At 63.3% G+C, this 17,162-nt stretch carries 18 protein-coding genes; 3 read left to right on the forward strand and 15 right to left on the reverse strand.

Features of this window, described 5'->3' with window-relative positions; translation table 11 throughout:
• Window positions 1-12 precede the first annotated feature (12 nt).
• Window positions 13-1,365, reverse strand: a complete 1,353-nt coding sequence (rlmD, locus tag ACEN9T_RS18870) for a 23S rRNA (uracil(1939)-C(5))-methyltransferase RlmD (protein ID WP_413708480.1) — start codon at window positions 1,363-1,365, stop codon at window positions 13-15.
• Window positions 1,366-1,525: 160 nt separating this feature from the next.
• Between rlmD and ACEN9T_RS18875 the strand changes: the two genes are divergently transcribed.
• Window positions 1,526-2,389 carry an endonuclease/exonuclease/phosphatase family protein gene (locus ACEN9T_RS18875; RefSeq protein ID WP_413706745.1) on the forward strand — a complete coding sequence of 288 codons (864 nt, stop codon included), beginning with the start codon at window positions 1,526-1,528 and terminating at the stop codon, window positions 2,387-2,389.
• Between the two features lie 34 nt (window positions 2,390-2,423).
• On the opposite strand, the gene rpoS is transcribed toward ACEN9T_RS18875, so the two are convergent.
• Genes rpoS through surE form a run of 4 tightly spaced genes read right to left on the reverse strand, consistent with a single transcriptional unit; the run spans window position 2,424 to window position 6,113 of the window.
• On the reverse strand, window positions 2,424-3,560 hold the full coding sequence (rpoS, locus tag ACEN9T_RS18880) for an RNA polymerase sigma factor RpoS (protein ID WP_413706746.1): 1,137 nt from the start codon (window positions 3,558-3,560) through the stop codon (window positions 2,424-2,426).
• A gap of 8 nt (window positions 3,561-3,568) precedes the next feature.
• Complete coding sequence (locus ACEN9T_RS18885) at window positions 3,569-4,396, reverse strand: peptidoglycan DD-metalloendopeptidase family protein (RefSeq protein ID WP_092971467.1); 828 nt, start codon at window positions 4,394-4,396, stop codon at window positions 3,569-3,571.
• Between the two features lies 1 nt (window position 4,397).
• A complete protein-coding gene (locus ACEN9T_RS18890) occupies window positions 4,398-5,342 on the reverse strand; it encodes a protein-L-isoaspartate(D-aspartate) O-methyltransferase (protein WP_413706747.1) in 945 nt (314 codons plus the stop codon).
• Between the two features lie 15 nt (window positions 5,343-5,357).
• Window positions 5,358-6,113 carry a 5'/3'-nucleotidase SurE gene (gene surE / locus ACEN9T_RS18895; protein ID WP_413706748.1) on the reverse strand — a complete coding sequence of 252 codons (756 nt, stop codon included), beginning with the start codon at window positions 6,111-6,113 and terminating at the stop codon, window positions 5,358-5,360.
• 211 nt (window positions 6,114-6,324) lie between these two features.
• Between surE and ACEN9T_RS18900 the strand changes: the two genes are divergently transcribed.
• Entirely contained in the window at window positions 6,325-7,299 is a 975-nt protein-coding gene (locus ACEN9T_RS18900) for an NADPH:quinone oxidoreductase family protein (protein ID WP_413706749.1), read from the forward strand.
• Window positions 7,300-7,375: 76 nt separating this feature from the next.
• Here the strand turns inward: ACEN9T_RS18900 and ACEN9T_RS18905 are convergent, their stop codons facing one another.
• The 7 genes from ACEN9T_RS18905 to ACEN9T_RS18935 form a co-directional block, all read right to left on the reverse strand.
• Window positions 7,376-8,482 (reverse strand): alkene reductase, encoded by a 1,107-nt coding sequence (locus ACEN9T_RS18905; protein WP_413706750.1) that lies wholly within the window; start codon window positions 8,480-8,482, stop codon window positions 7,376-7,378.
• A gap of 98 nt (window positions 8,483-8,580) precedes the next feature.
• Entirely contained in the window at window positions 8,581-9,210 is a 630-nt protein-coding gene (locus tag ACEN9T_RS18910; protein WP_092971876.1) for a TetR/AcrR family transcriptional regulator, read from the reverse strand.
• A gap of 91 nt (window positions 9,211-9,301) precedes the next feature.
• Window positions 9,302-10,093, reverse strand: a complete 792-nt coding sequence (locus tag ACEN9T_RS18915; RefSeq protein ID WP_413706751.1) for an ABC transporter permease — start codon at window positions 10,091-10,093, stop codon at window positions 9,302-9,304.
• Window positions 10,094-10,116: 23 nt separating this feature from the next.
• Window positions 10,117-10,929 (reverse strand): ABC transporter ATP-binding protein, encoded by an 813-nt coding sequence (locus ACEN9T_RS18920; protein WP_092971473.1) that lies wholly within the window; start codon window positions 10,927-10,929, stop codon window positions 10,117-10,119.
• 64 nt (window positions 10,930-10,993) lie between these two features.
• Window positions 10,994-12,043, reverse strand: coding sequence for an ABC transporter substrate-binding protein (locus ACEN9T_RS18925; RefSeq protein WP_413706752.1), 1,050 nt, complete (start codon window positions 12,041-12,043; stop codon window positions 10,994-10,996).
• Between the two features lie 89 nt (window positions 12,044-12,132).
• Complete coding sequence (locus ACEN9T_RS18930; protein ID WP_413706753.1) at window positions 12,133-13,341, reverse strand: CaiB/BaiF CoA transferase family protein; 1,209 nt, start codon at window positions 13,339-13,341, stop codon at window positions 12,133-12,135.
• 22 nt (window positions 13,342-13,363) lie between these two features.
• Window positions 13,364-14,278, reverse strand: coding sequence for a LysR substrate-binding domain-containing protein (locus tag ACEN9T_RS18935; RefSeq protein ID WP_206275381.1), 915 nt, complete (start codon window positions 14,276-14,278; stop codon window positions 13,364-13,366).
• Between the two features lie 163 nt (window positions 14,279-14,441).
• Between ACEN9T_RS18935 and ACEN9T_RS18940 the strand changes: the two genes are divergently transcribed.
• Window positions 14,442-15,800, forward strand: a complete 1,359-nt coding sequence (locus tag ACEN9T_RS18940) for a carbohydrate porin (protein WP_413706754.1) — start codon at window positions 14,442-14,444, stop codon at window positions 15,798-15,800.
• A 17-nt stretch (window positions 15,801-15,817) separates the two neighbouring features.
• On the opposite strand, the gene recR is transcribed toward ACEN9T_RS18940, so the two are convergent.
• The 3 genes from recR to ACEN9T_RS18955 are packed head-to-tail and all read right to left on the reverse strand — an operon-like array spanning window position 15,818 to window position 17,108.
• Window positions 15,818-16,438: a recombination mediator RecR gene (recR, locus tag ACEN9T_RS18945; protein ID WP_413706755.1), complete on the reverse strand. Its 621-nt coding sequence runs from the start codon at window positions 16,436-16,438 to the stop codon at window positions 15,818-15,820.
• Window positions 16,438-16,737 carry an antibiotic biosynthesis monooxygenase family protein gene (locus tag ACEN9T_RS18950; protein WP_092971479.1) on the reverse strand — a complete coding sequence of 100 codons (300 nt, stop codon included), beginning with the start codon at window positions 16,735-16,737 and terminating at the stop codon, window positions 16,438-16,440. Before ACEN9T_RS18950 ends, recR begins: the two co-directional genes overlap by 1 nt.
• Before the next feature lie 23 nt (window positions 16,738-16,760).
• A complete protein-coding gene (locus ACEN9T_RS18955) occupies window positions 16,761-17,108 on the reverse strand; it encodes a YbaB/EbfC family nucleoid-associated protein (protein WP_024975986.1) in 348 nt (115 codons plus the stop codon).
• Window positions 17,109-17,162 lie beyond the last annotated feature (54 nt).

Raw genomic sequence — 17,162 nt, forward strand, 5'->3', positions numbered from 1 at the left:
CATGATGGGCGATCAGTCGCGCTCGAATACTGCCATCGATTCCACGTGTGATGTGTGCGGGAACATGTTCACGACGCCCGCCCCCGCCAGCCTGTAGCCAGCTTCATGCACAAGCAAACCCGCATCGCGCGCCAGCGTGGCCGGATTGCATGACACGTAAACGATGCGCTTCGGCAGCAGATCAGCCGCATCATCGCCACGCTGAGACAGCTCAGCCAGCGCCTTGGACACAGCCAGCGCGCCTTCGCGCGGCGGATCGATCAGCCAACGGTCAAACTTGCCCAGCGCGGCAATATCATCGGCCGTCACTTCGAACAGATTGCGGCAAGCGAATGTCGTCTTCGCGTCCAAGCCGTTGTGCTGGGCGTTGGCAAGCGCACGTGTCGTCAGCGCCTCACTGCCTTCGATACCCATAACCTCGCGGGCACGCGTGGCCATTGGCAGCGTGAAGTTGCCGATACCGCAGAACAGGTCGAGCAGCCGATCGCCCGGTTGTGCGTCGAGCAGCTTCAGCGCCCGCGACATCAGCACCCGGTTGATCTGGTGATTGACCTGCGTGAAATCCGTCGGCTTGAACGGCATGCTGATGCCGAACTCTGGCAGCGTGTACGTCAGCGTACGATCGAGCGGATGGAACGGATAAACCGTATCCGGCCCTTTGGGCTGCAGCCAGAACTGAACGTTGTGATGATCGGCAAAAGCGCGCAGCTCAGCCTCATCCTCCGCGGTGATTGGCTCGAGGTTACGCAACACCAACGCGGTCACATCCTGGCCGACGGCCAGCTCGATCTGCGGCATACGCTGCACGATTGACAAGCGCCCCACCAACTCGCGCAACGGCACCAACAGCGCGGACACGTGCGGCGGCAACACCTCGCACGACGTCATGTCCGCCACATAGCTGCTTTTGCGCTCGTGAAAACCCACCAGCACGCCGCCTTTGGCCGCAACATGACGCACGGTCAAACGCGCGCGATAGCGGTAGCCCCAATCGGGGCCAGCAATTGGCCGGAATACCACGTCTGGACGCAGCTTAGCCAAATGCCACAGATCGTCTTCCAGGACGCGCTGTTTGATCGCAACCTGCGCCCTCGAATCCAGATGCTGCATCGAGCAGCCACCGCACACCCCAAAGAACTTGCACTGCGGCGTCACGCGCGAAGCTGACTGGCGCAGAATGTTCACAACGCTCGCCTGCTCGTACGACGGCTTGACGCGGTGACTGCGGTACATCACCCGCTCACCCGGCAACGCGCCTTCCACGAAGACAACCTTCCCCGGCGTGCCATCCTCGTTCATCAAACGACCGATGCCGCGCGCTTCGCCATCGAGAGAGACGATTTCCAGCGGCCCTACCACGGGCATTTCGGGCTTACGTCGGCCGCGGGGCTTGCCTGACGGCGTGTCCGGCGCAACCGTTGCTGGAGCAGAAGAGGAAGGCGTGACGTTGGGTGCAGCTTGAGACACGAGCGAGCCTGGGCAAAATGAGGACAAGGGCGGCATTGTAAGACACCGGAGGACCAGCATGGGCACCGTCATCCTGACGTGGAATATCCAGTGGGGCCGCGGCGTCGACGGGCACGTCAGCCTCGAGCGCCAACTCACGCAAGCCCGAGCAATGGCCGAATTCGACGTGCTGTGCCTGCAGGAAGTCACCTCAGGCTTCAGCGATCTGCCGGGCCAACCCGGCCCCGACCAATGGAGCGAACTCGCCGACGCGCTTGGCAGCGAATACACCATCATCAGCGGATTCGCGCTGGAGCGCCACAACGGCGGGCATGTACAGTGCTTCGGCAACGCCATTGCCACGCGTCTGCCCGTGCATTACATACGGCGCCACGCATTGCCCTGCCCGCCCGATGCGACGCCGTACATTCCACGCATGGCCATTGAGGCGATCGTGCAGGCGCCGTTTGGTGCCTTGCGCGTCGTTACAACGCATCTGGAGTATTACTCGGAGCCTCAGCGTGTGGCGCAGATCGATGCACTGCGAGCCATCCACACGGAAGGTTGCGCGCGTACGAATCAACCGTCCGTGCTAGGCACCGAGCCTGAAGCCGGGCCTTTCCGCCCGCTTGCGCAGACGTCAGCAACCATCGTTTGCGGCGATTTCAACTGCAAGCCGGATTCGACGCCCAAGCGCCTGGCCACCGTGCCATTCACTCGCGAACCCGCTTTGCATGATGCGTGGGAGATTGCGCACGGCGCAACGCCGCAGCCACCGACTTTCGGCGTGCACGACCGCGCCGGCTGGACCGAACCGGCCTATGCGTGCGATTTCATGCTGATCAGTGAGCCACTGAAGCCGCGGGTAGTGCGCGCAGAAGTCAACAGCGCCACGCAGGCGTCGGATCACCAACCGATGCTGCTGGAGCTGCGGAACGACTGAAAACAGAGGAGAAAGAAAAAGAGGCTGCGGCGCTTTACAGCACCGCGTCCTTGCGCACGCCTTGCGAGGCGAAATGGCGCTTAAGCTTGACCAGCGCCTCTTGCTGAATCTGGCGTACACGTTCGCGGGTCAAACCCATCTCGGCGGCCAGTTCTTCCAGCGTTGCAGGCTCAATGTAGTTAAGGCCAAAGCGGCGCTCAACCACATAGCGATGTTTGTCGGACAAGCGTGCGAGCCACGACTTCATCAACTGCGACAGCTCGCGATGTGCAACCTCCTGATCGGGCGAGGCACCATGCTCGTCCGACAAGAAATCGAGCAGGCTCGTGCCGGGATCAAGATCGAACGGCGTATCCAGTGAAGTCGTGTGCTCGTTGAGCGAGAGCACGTCCTGCACTTCCTCCGTGGTCTTGCCGAGCAGGTGGGCGATGTCTTCGAGGCTTGCGTCACGGCCATCCACGCCACTCTTTTCCAGATGGCGCTTGGCGCGTAGCACCTGGTTGAGCTCGCGAATTACGTGCACGGGCAAACGAACTGTGCGCGCCTGATTCATGATCGCGCGCTCGATACTCTGGCGGATCCACCACGTTGCATACGTGGAGAAGCGGAATCCGCGTTCCGGATCGAACTTTTCGATCGCGTGCATCAGACCCAGGTTGCCCTCTTCGATCAGATCGAGCAGTGGCACACCACGATTCAGATAGCCCTTCGCAATGCTCACGACCAAGCGGAGATTGCGCTCGATCATGACTTGGCGCGCGGCAAACTCGCCCGCTTTAGCCAGCGTTGAGAAATGCAATTCCTCAGCCGGTGTCAGAAGAGGCTTGATGCTGATGCGATTGAGATAGTGCTGAACGGTGTCTGCGGCCAGTTCAGCCTGCAGCACCTTGCGGAAATCTTCCTCGGGTGCGGCTTCCTCGGCCTCTTCGGCCTCTTCCTCTTCTTCGTCCGGCTCGTCGGCACTGTCCGACGTGTCGCTGAGTTCGGTGGAATCGGAAACAGGCAGGTCGTCGACAAGCGCGTCGACGACTTCGATCTCTTCAGCAGGAGGCTGCGCCTCGCCGCGCGCGCGCCGCCCCGCGCGCCCATTTGGGGTGCGCTGGCCCTCTACAGCAGCGTCGATGTTGTCATCGGCGGGGGTGACGGGCGTGGCGGCTTTCTGGCGCGGCATGCATTCCTCTATTGAGGCGGCAAGTAGCGCATCGGATCGACCGGCTTACCGTTGCGGCGCACTTCAAAATGAAGCTTCACGCGATCCGCATCGGTACTGCCCATTTCGGCGATCTTCTGCCCTTTCTTAACCGTGGATTGCTCGGTGACCAGAACCTTGTCGTTGTTGCCGTAGGCGGTCAGGAACGTGTCGTTGTGTTTGATGATGACAAGATTCCCGTACCCACGCAAGGGTCCAACGTGGATCACTTTTCCGTCGTCGGCAGCGACCACAGCATCACCACGTTTGCCACCAATGTCGATGCCCTTGTTGCTCTTGTCATCGAAACGGTTGATGAGCGAGCCGCGTGCTGGCCAGGCCAGCGAGATTGCGCCGTCGCTTGCCCCGGCAGGAGCACTGGACGACGCTGCGGGCGGCGGCGTCACCGGCGTGGAATCGGCCGGCGGGGTGGTCGTGTTGGCGGGGCGAACCGGCGTGACCACTGCCCCGGTGCTGCTGACCTCCGCGTTTGGCGGAACCACGCGTAACAGCTGATCGACTTCGATCTGATTCGGGTTGGCGATGTTGTTCCAGGCCACCAGGTCGCGCGGCGCCTGGCCATTACGCAAGGCGATGCTGTACAAGGTATCGCCACGCTTGACCCGATAGTAGCCAGGGGGCGGCGGCTCTTGCGACACGGTGCCAGTGCTGCCGGCACGCGAGGTGCGGTCGAGAACAGGGGCCTGGTTGCCGGAGGATGCGCAAGCCGCCAGTAGTGCGGCCGACACCATCGCCACGGCGAGCCGGCCTGCGCGTGCGGGGCTTGGACGGTTCATGGAGCTCCGGGAAATGAACATGCTAAACAGTTCCTGATTTTAACGGGACAAAGAAAACGCCTTCAAGCGCGGTACTGTGAAACTGGAAGCGGCTGCGGCGCTCGATGAGAACGAGCTGCTGCGCGGGGCCGCTGTTGCGATCGGTAGCCACCGGAGCAATCAGCCGGCCGCCGACGGTCAGCTGGTCGAGAAGCGCCTGCGGCACCTCTAGCCCTGCCGCCGCCAGGATGATGGCGTCGAACGGCGCGGCCTTCGGCAGCCCCAGCATGCCGTCGCCATAGTGCAGACGGATGTTTGGCACACGGAGTGGCCGCAAGTTCGCTTTGGCTTTTTCATGCAGCGGGCGGACGCGCTCGATCGAGTACACCTCATCGGCGAGCTGCGCCAGCACGGCTGCCTGGTAGCCGCAGCCGGTGCCAATTTCCAACACGCGCGCCAGCGGCATGCCAGTGCGGCCGGACCGTCCACTCAACAACAACTCGATCATCCGTCCGACCACTGACGGCTTGGAGATCGTTTGCTGATGACCGATCGGCAAAGCGGAATCTTCATATGCCTGTGAGGCAAGGCCGGCATCGACAAACAGATGACGCGGGACCGTGCCGATTGCGGCGAGCACGCGCTTATCACTCACGCCTCCCGCCTGCACACGGCCAACCAGCGCCTGACGCGCACGGTCCGACGCCATGCCGCCGGCCGCCGCGTGCGCTGCCGCGGCGCGTGCCTGGACGGCGCTCGCTGCGACAGCACCCACTGTCGCATCGACACCTGCCACACGCTGTGGCACAGGCGCAGGCGCGGATGCGGGCGACGCGCGCTCGACGGATGCCATACGCACTGGCGTGGGGCGTGACACTGCGCTCACCCCCGACGAGATACGCGTTTCACGCTGACGCTCCACGGGCTTGCGCTCGACCACTGCGTCAAGCGTCAACGGAAAGCGCCGGTCTCGCGGGCGTTCAGACATGAGCCACCGTGACGATCATGGCGTCTGCCAGCGGCGCACGGTGCGCAGTTGGGCCGTATCGGTCAGATTGAGCTGCAGCGGTGTCAGCGAAACGAAGCCATGCGCGACGGCATGGAAATCGGTGCCCTCGCTGGCGTCTTTCGCATCGCCGGCGGCACCGACCCAGAAGATCGGCTCGCCGCGCGGATTGGCTTGGCGGATCACTGGCTGCGATTGATGTCGCTTGCCCAGACGCGTCGCGCGCCAACCGGCCAGCTCGCCGTAGGGCAGATTCGGGATATTGACGTTGAGCAGGACCGGGCCGTCCAGTGGATCGGTCAAATAGCGCTCGACCACCTCGCGGGCAACACGCTCGGCGGCGTCGAGGTGCGTCCAGCCCTTGTCGGCCTGCGAGAACGCAATCGACGGAATACCAAACAGATAGCCCTCGATGGCAGCGGCGACGGTGCCGGAATACAGCACGTCTTCGCCCATGTTCTGACCCTGGTTGATACCGGAGACGACCAGGTCGGGCTTCTCCTCGATCATGCCGGTAAGCGCGATGTGCACGCAGTCCGTCGGCGTGCCGTTGACGAAGCGAAAGCCCTTCTGGGCACCGTCGGTCGCTTCGAACACCGAAAGCGGGCGCTGCAGCGTGAGCGAGTTCGACGCGCCGCTGTGGTTCTGCTCCGGTGCGACCACCGTCACGCGGCCCAGGGGGCTCAGCGCACGATGCAGCGCCGCGAGCCCGGGCGCGAGGTATCCGTCGTCGTTGGCAATGAGAATATGCATGGCGCGGATTGTAACCGAGCAACGTTCTCGAATCGTGCTCGGGCATACGTTCTGCACGCTTACAAAAAATGCATCGACAAGCCGCACGATTCATCGCATCCGGTTAAATCGAACGATCGTGCTTTTATTCGGTTACACTGCCAGACGAGATCGCGTGCAATGCATGCGAGATGGCGAACAATCCAACGCAAGACTGTTGAGGAGACACAAGATGAAAGCCGTCGTCTGCAAGACCTGGGGCCCGCCCGAATCGCTGGTGATCGAAACGCTGCCGGACCTCTCGCCGGGCACCGGCGAAGTCGTGATCGACGTAAAGGCCGCGGGGGTGAATTTTCCTGACGTGCTGATCATCCAGAACAAGTACCAGTTCAAGCCGGAGTTGCCGTTTACGCCCGGCTCGGAAGTCGCGGGCGTGGTCAATGCGGTAGGCGAAGGCGTGTCACACCTCAAGGCCGGCGACCACGTGATCGCCTTCCTTGGCCAGGGCGCCTTTGCTTCACAGGTGAAAGCATCGGCCAAAGTGGTGATGCCGATGCCGCTTGGCATGGCGTTCGACACCGCCGCCGCATTCACGCTTACGTACGGCACGTCGCACCACGCGGTGGTCGATCGCGGACAACTGAAGGCCGGCGAGACGATGCTTGTGCTCGGCGCGGCCGGCGGCGTTGGACTGGCGGCCATCGAGATCGGCAAGGCGATCGGCGCACGCGTCATCGCGGCGGCGTCGAGCGACGAAAAGCTGGCGGTCTGCAAAGACCACGGCGCCGATGCACTTATCAACTATTCGACCGAAGACCTGCGCGAGCGCATCAAGGAATTGACCGATGGCAAAGGCCCCGACGTGATCTATGACCCGGTCGGCGGTATTTATGCGGAACCGGCCTTCCGTTCAATTGCCTGGCGCGGCCGCTACCTCGTGGTCGGATTTGCCAACGGTGAGATTCCGAAGATGCCGCTGAACCTCGCGCTGCTGAAGGGCGCGTCGCTGGTCGGCGTGTTCTGGGGCGAGTTTGCTCGTCGCGAGCCGAAGGCGAATCTGGCGAACATGATGCAGATGCTCGGCTGGATGCAGGAAGGCAAGATCCGTCCGCATATCTCGGCGCGCTATCCGCTGGAGCAGACGACACAAGCGCTGCTGGACATGGCGGCGCGCAAGGTGACGGGCAAGGTGGTGATCCAGCCTTAAAGAACGCACGCGCTGGAGACAAAAAAGCCGCGCAGGTTGATCGCCTGCGCGGCTTTCTCTTTGGTGCAACGGATTATCAGGCCGCTTCTTCCAGCGTCGGATAGTCGGTGTAGCCCTTTTCCTGGCCACCGTAGAACGTTGCGCGATCTGGCTGGTTGAGCGATGCGCCGGCACGGAAGCGCGCCACCAGATCGGGATTGGCGATGAACGGACGACCGAACGCAACGGCATCCGCCAGACCGGAGGCGATCATCTGCTCGCCCTCTTCCGCCGTGTATTGGCCGCACACGATGAGCGTGCCCTTGAAGGCGTCGCGCAGTTGACGACGGAAATCGTTGGTCAGCTCGGGACCGCCGGCCCAATCCGGCTCGGCAATGTGCAAATAGGCGATGCCACGCTTGGTCAGCTCGCGGGCGAGGTACAACGCGCTTTCTTCAGCCTGTGCGTCGGCAATGTCATGCGCGACGAAGTGCGGAGACAGGCGGATGCCGACTCGGTCTGCGCCAATCTCCGCGATAGCGGTATCGACGACTTCGAGAATCAGTCGGGCGCGGTTTTCCAGGGAGCCGCCGTATTGGTCGGTGCGCTGGTTGCTGTTTGTCGACAGGAATTGGTGCAGCAGGTAACCGTTGGCGGCGTGGATTTCAACGAAATCGAAACCTGCACGGCGTGCACGCAGCACGGCTTGACGATATTGCGCGATAACGCCAGGGATTTCTTCCGTGGCGAGCGCGCGCGGCTCGCTGGTCGGCACATTGGCGGGCGTGCCGTCGGGCTGCACGACAAAGCTCTGTGCGCCCTTTGCGACGATGGCCGACGGCGCGACAGGTGCCTGGCCATTTTCCTGCAGCAACGTATTGGAAATGCGGCCCACGTGCCAGAGCTGTTGCGAGATGCGGCCGCCCTTGGCGTGCACGGCATCCACCACCGTCTTCCAGCCGGCTTCCTGTTCGTCGGTGTACATGCCCGGCGTCCAGGCGTAGCCCTGGCCCTGGCGGGAAATTTGCGTGGCTTCCGTGACAATCAGGCCAGCGGTTGCACGCTGCGCGTAATAGGTCACGTTCAGCTCGGTCGGCACGTCGCCAGGCTGACCCGCGCGCGAGCGCGTGAGCGGCGCCATCACGACACGATTGGCGAGAGTCGTACGGCCGGTCTGAATCGGGGACAGCAATTGTTGGGTCATATCAGCTCCTGAAAGAGAGACTATTCGACCGGTCATCTAGAACCGGAATCAAAGAAAAAGCGAGGAACATGCCTCGCCGGCAATGGTTTGGGTTGCAATCAGTGTTTCGGCTTGGCCAGCAGGATTTCAGTTTGCGCCACACAGCTCTTGAATGCGGCGACCGTGCGGTGCGCCTTGGCCAACAGCGCGCCGCCCATCCACATGGCGTACAGCCCTTCGGCCAGCTGACGCGCATCCTCCACAGGCGCTAACGAACCGTCGGCGACGCCTGCCTCGATTGCCGTGGCGATGCGCTCGACCATGCGCGTCATCCCAGTCGACAGCACCTTGCGCATCGGCTCCGACAAATCCGATACCTCTCCCGACAGCTTGACCGCCAGACAGGTGACTTCGCACGCGCTGCGCTCGTGCAGATCGATCCAGGCCATGAAATAGCGCAGCAGCCGCTCGCGGGCGGTGATGCGCGTGTCGTTGAACAGGCTCACAACGCCCGCGTCGTAGTCCTGGAAATAGCGCTCCAGCATGGCAACGCCAAAATCTTCCTTCGACCCGAAGTAGTAATAGAACGAACCCTTGGGCACTTGTGCGCGGCCGAGGATTTCAGCCAACCCGACGGCCGAAAAGCCGCGCCCGAGGATCAGCTCGGCACCGGCGTCCAGGATGCGGTCGCGGGTGTCATGCCGGGCTTCGGCGCCTTCAGCGGTGACGGGTTCGGGGTGCTTGCTCATGATGGATGGCATTGTAGTAGACCGACCGTCTAGTTGCATGACCCTGCTCACGGCAGGGTCGATGTGACGCTTGCGTCGTTAGCGCGCTTGCTTAGAGTTTTTCAGTCTCGCCGCTCTTCGGTTGCCAGCGCATCAGGCGTTTTTCCATCAAGCCGACGAGCCAGTCGAGTACCAGCGCAAATACCGTCAGCACGACGATGCCCGCAAACACGGTATTGATGTCGAAGGTTCCTTCGGCCTGGAGGATCAAGTAACCGACACCGCGCGCCGAGCCGAGATACTCACCCACCACCGCCCCGACAAAGGCCAGACCGACCGACGTATGCAGCGATGAGAACACCCAGCTCGTCGCGCTCGGCAGGTAGACAAAGCGCAGCAGTTGCCGCTGCGATGCGCCCAGCATGCGCGCATTGGCCAGCACAACCGGGCTCACTTCCTTCACGCCTTGGTAGACGTTGAAGAAAACGATGAAGAACACCAGCGTCACCGCCAGCGCGACCTTCGACCAGATACCCAGTCCGAACCACACGCCGAAGATCGGCGCCAGGATCACCCGCGGCATCGAGTTGGCCGCCTTGATGTACGGATCAAGCACCGCCGAAGCCGCCGGGCTCAGCGCCAGCCACAGGCCTGCGCCTAGGCCGGTGGCCGTGCCGATGGCAAATGCCAGCACCGTCTCGGCCAATGTCACGCCAAGGTGCTGATAAATATCGCCTTCGGTAACGAACCACGCCCAGACGCGCTGGGCAACAATGAGCGGTTCTCCGAAGAAGAACGCAACTTCCTGCGAGCGCGTGGCGAAGTGCCACACGCCCAACGTGAGGACCAGCAGACCAAGCTGCCAAGTGCGCAGCGCGAATGGAGAAAGCGGACGGTTAGCCATGGATGCAATCGATCAGATTCAGGTCAAGCCACGCGGCGGTGCTGCGCATAGCCCTTGAGAACTTCTTCGCGCAGCACATCCCAGATGCGCGAATGCAGGTCGACAAAGCCGGCCTGATCACGAATCTCGGCCACATCGCGCGGGCGCGGCAGGTCGATGGTGAATTCGCCGATCGGGTGCGTGCCAGGGCCGGCAGCCAGGACGACCACGCGGTCGCTCATGGCAATCGCTTCGTCCAGATCGTGCGTGATGAACAGCACCGCCTTTCGTTTAGCAGCCCAGAGATCGAGCACCTCGTTTTCCATCAACTGGCGCGTCTGAATGTCGAGCGCCGAGAACGGCTCGTCCATGAGGATGATGTCAGGGTCGAGCACCAGTGTTTGCGCCAAGCTCACGCGCTTGCGCATGCCGCCGGAAAGCTGATGCGGATAGCGGTCTTCAAACCCAGCCAAACCCACGCGCGCGAGCCACGACATGGCAAGGTCACGCGCTTCCTTGTCGGGCATGCCCCTAAACTGCAGCCCGGCCATCACGTTGTCGAGCGCGCTGCGCCATGGCATCAACGCCTCTGCCTGGAACATGTAGCCGGCGCGACGGTTGATGCCGAGCAGAGGCTCGCCAAAGACCCGCACCTGTCCGGAAGACGGCTGCAGCAGGCCCGCAGCCAGATTCAGCAACGTAGATTTGCCGCAGCCAGTCGGGCCCACCACGGAGACGAACTCGCCGGCCTGCACCTCCAGCGAGGTGTTTTGCACAGCGGTGTAACGCTGGCCCGGCGTGTCGGGTGAGATGAACGTACAGGTGATCTGATCGAACGAAAGCGCGGGATGGGACATGGTCTGCGGTCCAAAAGCAATGCGCCCGGGTGAAACCGGGCGCGTTGCTGAAAGCCTGTCGAAATTACTTGTACTTGGCGTTGGCCTTCTGCACGAACGTATTGGTGAAGGTCTGGTCGAGCTTGATCTGCTTGCCCTTCACTTCCGCATCAAACTCCGACAGCGTGCGCAGTGCCGTGGCGGGGCCGTCGGCGGGCATCGTGCCGTCTGGCGAGATGGCTTCGCGCACCTTGTCCCACGCCGCCAGATACAGCGCGCGGTCGCCCAGCAGATAGGCCTCCGGCACCGTCTTGACGATGTCCGACGGGCCCGCCTTCTGCAGCCACTTGAGCGCGCGCACCATGGCATTGGTCATCGCCTGCGTCGTGTTCGGATTCTTCTGAATGAACGCGGTGGATGCATACAGGCAGCCGGCCGGCATGTTGCCGCCGAAGACTGCCTTGGTATCGGCGAGCGTGCGGGTATCCGAGACCACGCGCACTTCATTCTTCTGCGTGAGCATCGACATCACCGGATCCAGGTTGGCCAGGGCGTCGATCTGGCCGGCACGCACGGCGGCAATCGCCCCGCTGCTCGGGCCCACGCCGATGATCGACACTTCGTTCGGCTTGATGCCGGCGCGCGCCAGCACGTAGTTGACCATGATGTTGGTCGACGAACCCGGAGCCGTCACGCCGATCTTCTTGCCTTTCAAATCGGCAATCGACTTGTAGTTGGGCATCGTCTTGTTGTTGACCGCCAGCACGATCTGCGGCGCACGCCCTTGCAGCACGAACTCCTGGTACATCTGGCCCTTGGCCTGCAGCACCAGTGTGTGCTCATACGCGCCGCTCACCACGTCGGCGCTGCCGCCAACCACCGCCTGCAGAGCTTTCGCACCGCCGGCAAAGTCGACGATCTCAACGTCCAGGCCTTCGTCCTTGAAGTAGCCCAGGCGCTCGGCAATCGTGAGCGGCAGGTAGTAGAACAACGCCTTGCCGCCCACCGCGATGGTGACCTTGCTCTTTTCAGGTTTGCCCTGTGCCAGAACGGCGGGGCTGGAAGCCAGCAGGCTCGTCGCGCACAGTGCTGCGCTCATCCATTTTGCCCAGCGCCCAATGACTCGTGTCCCCATGCCTGTCTCCTGTTGTGTGGCATTCACTGCCTTGGCGGCGATATTACCGCAACGATTTGCAACACAACATGCGGGATCGTCCTAGCTGTTTAGCTTTTGGCTTCGGCAATGATGCCTTGCGACACCAGCCCGTCGATCTGCGCGTCGGTCAGCCCGTGGCCGCGCAGTACGTCGCGCGTATGCTGGCCCAGGTGCGGCGCGCTGGCCTGCACGGCGCCCGGCGTGACGGAAAGCTTGGGCACCACCCCCGGCATCTCCACATCGATGCCCGACTGCGCGCGCACCGTTTCGATCACGCCGCGCGCGCGGTAGTGAGGGTCTGCGGCAATGTCGGCAACGGTGTAGATCGGGCCGCTGGGCACCTCGGCAGCATGCAGCGCGGCCAGCACATCGGCGATGGGCAGCGTGCCCGTCCAGGCGTTGATGGCGGCATCGATTTCGTCCGCCCGGGCGGCGCGGCCGTCGTTGCGGGCCAAATCAGGATCGTCGGCCAGATCTTGCCGGCCCATGTGTTGCATCAGGCGGCGGAAGATGTTGTCACCATTGGCGGCAATCAACACGTATTCGCCACCGGCACAGCGGTACGCGTTCGACGGGGCGATGCCCGGCAGCGCCCCGCCCGCGGGCTGGCGAATTGCGCCGAACACGGAGTACTCGGGCAGCAGGCTCTCCGTCAGGTTGAACACGGACTCATACAGCGCCACGTCGATCACCTGCCCCTTGCCGCCACGCGCATCCCGTTCGTACAAGGCCAGCAACACGCCTAGCGCGCCGTGCAAGCCGGCGATCGTGTCGCCAAGTGACAGCCCAGCGCGGGCAGGCGGCCGCCCCGGCTCGCCGGTCAAATAGCGCAGGCCCGCCATGGCTTCAGCAATGGCGGCAAAGCCAGGTTCATCCCGTTTGGGGCCCGTCTGGCCGTAGCCGGACACACGCAGCATGATGAGCTTCGGGTTGACGGCGGAAAGCACCTCGTACGACAGCCCCCACTTTTCCATCGTGCCGGGTCGGAAGTTCTCGATGAGCACGTCGGCTTCGGCGGCCAGCTTGCGTACGACTTCCTGCCCTGCCGGCACACGCAGGTCGACACAGACCGACTGCTTGTTGCGCGATTGCGCCTCCCACCAGACCGACGTGCCCTCATGCAGCATCCGCCATTTGCGCAGCGGATCGCCCTGCCCCGGCGGCTCGATCTTGATGACCTGGGCGCCAAAGTCGGCGAGCGTCTTGGCGGCAAACGGCCCGGCAATCAATTGCCCGAGTTCGAGCACGCGGATGTCCTGCAAAACCTGTGTCGGCATGGTCGTATAGAGAGCGTTGAATTCAGAGTGCGGCGGGGTTGCCGAGCAGATGCGTCATCAACAGGCGCGCGGAGCTGGTCAGCGCATCGGGGTCGCGCACGCCCACCAGCAAGCGGCGATGAGCCCATTCGTCTTGGAGCGCCACGAGCGCCAGACCCGCGCCCGGCAGGCTCGATACATGCCCTTGTGCGGCGATGCGCGGCAACACACCCACGCCCAGGCCGGAGGCCACCATCCGGCAGACGGCTTCGAAGCTGCGCACCTGGATGCGCAGGCGCAGCGGCTTGCCCAGGCGAAGACTTTCGTCGACCAGTTGCGCGGCCAGCGACGTGCCCGGCGGCAGGCTGACGAAATCGAAATCCACGGCGTCGGCGAAATGGACCTGCTTGCGCCCGGCCAACGGATGCCCGCGCGGCGTGACCAAGGCGAGATCGTCTTCGCGGTAGTCGAACGATTGCAGCCCATCGCACGGCGTACCGGCCGCGAAGATGCCGAGATCCGCCCGGTTCTCGCGCAGCGCGGCGACGATATCGCCGCTGTCCTGCTCCTCCAGCGCGATGCGGATGGCCGGATTGGCCAGCATGAACGCGGCCAGGTCATCGGCCAGGAATTGCGTAATCGACGAGGTGTTGGCCCACACGCGCACCAGCCCCCGCGTGCCGGCGGCAAAGTCCGACAGCGCACCCGCCATGCGCTCGACGTCCTGCAGGATGCCGACAGCGTGGCGGAAGCACGCCTGACCGGCCTCGGTCAGCTCCACGCCCGCGGCATGGCGATACAGCAGCGGCGCGCCTACGGCGGCCTCCAGATCGGAAATCCGCTTGCTCGCCGCGGCCACGGCCAAGTGCGATTGGCGGGCCCCAGCCGAGATGCTGCCCAGCCGGGCCACCGCCACAAACAGGCCAAGGGTGACGAGATCGAAGCGGGCGAGATTCATCGCGGAGAGCTGAAGGTGGGAAATACACAACATCGATGCAATATCGGGGCATGTTTCCTGCGTGTTTCATTCGGCCGTCATCCGCCCACGGTTAACATGGCGGGCTTTTGGCCGTTCCCCGATCCGAGAAGGGATTCTAACGGCGTTCTCTCTGCTTGCTGCCATGTTGCTTCCGTTCCGTCTTGCCCGCCTGACCGCCTTGTGTGTCCTTTCCCTGAGCGCCGGCCGTGCCTTGGCAGCCGAAAGCGGCACAGGCGACACCACCCACTGGGCGATCAACGATCCCGATCGTTTTGCCGTGCACGGCCAAGCGACCTACGTGTGGCAGCACGACCTGTCGTTCCACTCGCCATACAGCGGTCCGAACAGCCTGTCGGGTAAATCCACCACCAGCTATTCGGTCACGACCACGCTCGATCTGGGTATGCGCCTGTGGCAAGGCGCTGAAGTGCACATCAATCCGGAAATGGCGCTCGGTCAGCCCTTCTCAGGTCTGCATGGCCTGGGCGGATTCACCAATGGCGAGCTGGCCAAGACCGCCGGTGCAAACCCGACGCTCTACCGCGCACGCGCCTTCTTCCGCCAGACGGTCGGACTCGGCGGCGGCACCGAAGACCAGGAAGCCGCGATGAACCAGTTTGCCGGCCCGGTCGACAAGCGTCGCCTGGTCTTCACGGCCGGTAATTTTTCGGTGCTGGACGTGTTCGACGGCGTGACCTACGCGCACGACCCCCGCACGCAATTCCTGAACTGGTCGTTCCTCACGCATGGCGCATTCGACTACGCCGCCGATGCGCGTGGCTACACATGGGGCGCGGCGCTGGAGTACTACGACGGCGACTGGGCCTACCGCATTGGCCGCTTCATCCAACCCGAAGAGTCCAACGGCCTACCGCTGGACACGCGAATCGGCCGTCACTACGGCGACGTATTTGAGGTGGAGCGCAGCCACACGCTTGCCGGCCAGCCCGGCAAGCTGCGCGTCATGCTGTTCCGCAACAGGACCAACATGGCGCGCTACGACGATGCCCTTGCCCTTGGCCAGTCGACGGGCAGCGCGCCCGACATCAGCCTCGCGCGACGCGACAACACCAAGGTGGGGATCGGTATTGGCGGCGAACAGCAGATCAACGATGACGTTGGCGTCTTCGCACGCGCATCGTGGGCAGATGGCAAGACGGAAACCTACGCCTTTACGGAAATCGACCGTTCGGTGTCGTTCGGCACGCTCGTCAAGGGCAGCAAGTGGGGACGTTCGGAAGACACGGTGGGCCTGGCGGCAGCCATCAACATGCTATCGCCGGATCACCGCCGCTATCTGCAGCAAGGCGGCGTGGGCGTATTTCTGGGAGACGGCAAGCTCAACTATGCGCCCGAGCAGATCGTCGAGGCCTTCTATAGCTTCCAGGCAGCCAAGCACCTGTGGATCAGCGCCGACGCGCAATGGATTCGCAATCCCGGCTACAACGCGGACCGCGGTCCTGCGGTGTTCTTCGGTACACGCCTGCATACCGAATTCTGAGGTTCGTGTGTGCCAGCTCAGAGCTGGCGCCGATCCAGCACCGCGCGGGCAATGGTGCCCGCGTCCACGTATTCCAGCTCACCGCCCACCGGCACACCGCGCGCCAGACGCGTCGCCCTGATTCCGCGCGCCTTCAACATCTCGCCGATGTAGTGGGCTGTCGCCTCGCCTTCGCTGGTGAAATTGGTGGCGAGGATGACCTCGGCGCACGGCCCGCCCAGCGCAGGATCGGTCGCGCGGGCTAGCAACCGTTCGAGGTGAATCTCTTTCGGGCCGATGTTGTCCAGCGGCGAAAGCCGCCCCATCAGCACGAAGTATTGGCCGCGATAGGTCAGCGTTTGCTCGATCATCATCTGATCGGCGGGCGTTTCCACCACGCACAGGACCGACGCATCGCGACGCGTATCCAGGCAGGTTTCGCAGATTTCCTGCTCAGTGAAGGTATTGCAACGGCTGCAATGCTGGATCGATTCGGTCGCATCCGACAGCGCCTGCGCCAACCGTGCAGCGCCTTCGCGGTCGTGCTGCATCAAGTGGTACGCCATCCGCTGGGCAGACTTGGGGCCAACGCCCGGCAGCACGCGCAGGGCCTCAACCAACATCTGCAGCGCCGACGGCGTGCCTGGAGCGTTACGCATCACGCGTGCTCCAGAACGGTCGTGTGGTGCAGCACCTCCGGCATCGGATCATAGAAGTGATGCAGCAGCGCACGCCAGCGCTGGTACTCGGGCGATTGCCGGAAGCCGATGGTGTGATCTTCCAGCGTCTGCCACTGCACCAGCAGCAGATAATCGCTCATCTTCTCCATGCAGCGCGACAGCGACAGCGAAACGAAGCCCCGCATCGCGCCGATGATGTGGCGAGCCTCACCGAAGGCCGCCTCAAAGGCAGCTTCCTGGCCGGGCCTGACGTGCAGCAGCGCAGATTCCAGCACCATGGCGCGATCCCGATGAGCGTCGCTTAGAACGGCAGCTTGAAGCCGGGCGGCAGCATGCTCGCCATGCCGCCCAGGCCGGAAGTGAGCGAGCCCATCTTCTCTTGCGCGGTTGCCTCGGCCTTGCGCACGGCGTCATTGAACGCGGCGGCGATCAGGTCTTCCAGCAGATCCTTGTCTTCGCCTTCGGCCAGCAGGCTGGGGTCGATCGACACACGCTTCACGTCGTTCTTGCAGGTCATCACCACCTTCACGAGGCCCGCGCCGGACACGCCTTCCACCTCGATCAGAGCGAGTTGCTCCTGCGCTTTCTTCATGTTTTCCTGCATCTGCTGGGCCTGCTTCATCAGCCCGGCGATCTGGCCTTTCATCATGGTCGTTGCTCCTTGAAATGGGTCGTGCAAGGCGCGCTGTTCAGATTGGCGCGC

The sequence above is a fragment of the Ralstonia sp. Ralssp110 genome (assembly GCF_047325135.1).
Classification (GTDB): domain Bacteria; phylum Pseudomonadota; class Gammaproteobacteria; order Burkholderiales; family Burkholderiaceae; genus Ralstonia; species Ralstonia mojiangensis.

Coding starts and splice junctions, on each gene's coding strand:
- rlmD (WP_413708480.1), bottom strand. CDS start 1,365: ATGCCCGTGGTAGGGCCGCTGGAAATCGTCTCTCTCGATGGCGAAGCG.
- ACEN9T_RS18875 (WP_413706745.1), top strand. CDS start 1,526: ATGGGCACCGTCATCCTGACGTGGAATATCCAGTGGGGCCGCGGCGTC.
- rpoS (WP_413706746.1), bottom strand. CDS start 3,560: ATGCCGCGCCAGAAAGCCGCCACGCCCGTCACCCCCGCCGATGACAAC.
- ACEN9T_RS18885 (WP_092971467.1), bottom strand. CDS start 4,396: ATGTTCATTTCCCGGAGCTCCATGAACCGTCCAAGCCCCGCACGCGCA.
- ACEN9T_RS18890 (WP_413706747.1), bottom strand. CDS start 5,342: ATGTCTGAACGCCCGCGAGACCGGCGCTTTCCGTTGACGCTTGACGCA.
- surE (WP_413706748.1), bottom strand. CDS start 6,113: ATGCATATTCTCATTGCCAACGACGACGGATACCTCGCGCCCGGGCTC.
- ACEN9T_RS18900 (WP_413706749.1), top strand. CDS start 6,325: ATGAAAGCCGTCGTCTGCAAGACCTGGGGCCCGCCCGAATCGCTGGTG.
- ACEN9T_RS18905 (WP_413706750.1), bottom strand. CDS start 8,482: ATGACCCAACAATTGCTGTCCCCGATTCAGACCGGCCGTACGACTCTC.
- ACEN9T_RS18910 (WP_092971876.1), bottom strand. CDS start 9,210: ATGAGCAAGCACCCCGAACCCGTCACCGCTGAAGGCGCCGAAGCCCGG.
- ACEN9T_RS18915 (WP_413706751.1), bottom strand. CDS start 10,093: ATGGCTAACCGTCCGCTTTCTCCATTCGCGCTGCGCACTTGGCAGCTT.
- ACEN9T_RS18920 (WP_092971473.1), bottom strand. CDS start 10,929: ATGTCCCATCCCGCGCTTTCGTTCGATCAGATCACCTGTACGTTCATC.
- ACEN9T_RS18925 (WP_413706752.1), bottom strand. CDS start 12,043: ATGGGGACACGAGTCATTGGGCGCTGGGCAAAATGGATGAGCGCAGCA.
- ACEN9T_RS18930 (WP_413706753.1), bottom strand. CDS start 13,341: ATGCCGACACAGGTTTTGCAGGACATCCGCGTGCTCGAACTCGGGCAA.
- ACEN9T_RS18935 (WP_206275381.1), bottom strand. CDS start 14,278: ATGAATCTCGCCCGCTTCGATCTCGTCACCCTTGGCCTGTTTGTGGCG.
- ACEN9T_RS18940 (WP_413706754.1), top strand. CDS start 14,442: ATGTTGCTTCCGTTCCGTCTTGCCCGCCTGACCGCCTTGTGTGTCCTT.
- recR (WP_413706755.1), bottom strand. CDS start 16,438: ATGCGTAACGCTCCAGGCACGCCGTCGGCGCTGCAGATGTTGGTTGAG.
- ACEN9T_RS18950 (WP_092971479.1), bottom strand. CDS start 16,737: ATGGTGCTGGAATCTGCGCTGCTGCACGTCAGGCCCGGCCAGGAAGCT.
- ACEN9T_RS18955 (WP_024975986.1), bottom strand. CDS start 17,108: ATGATGAAAGGCCAGATCGCCGGGCTGATGAAGCAGGCCCAGCAGATG.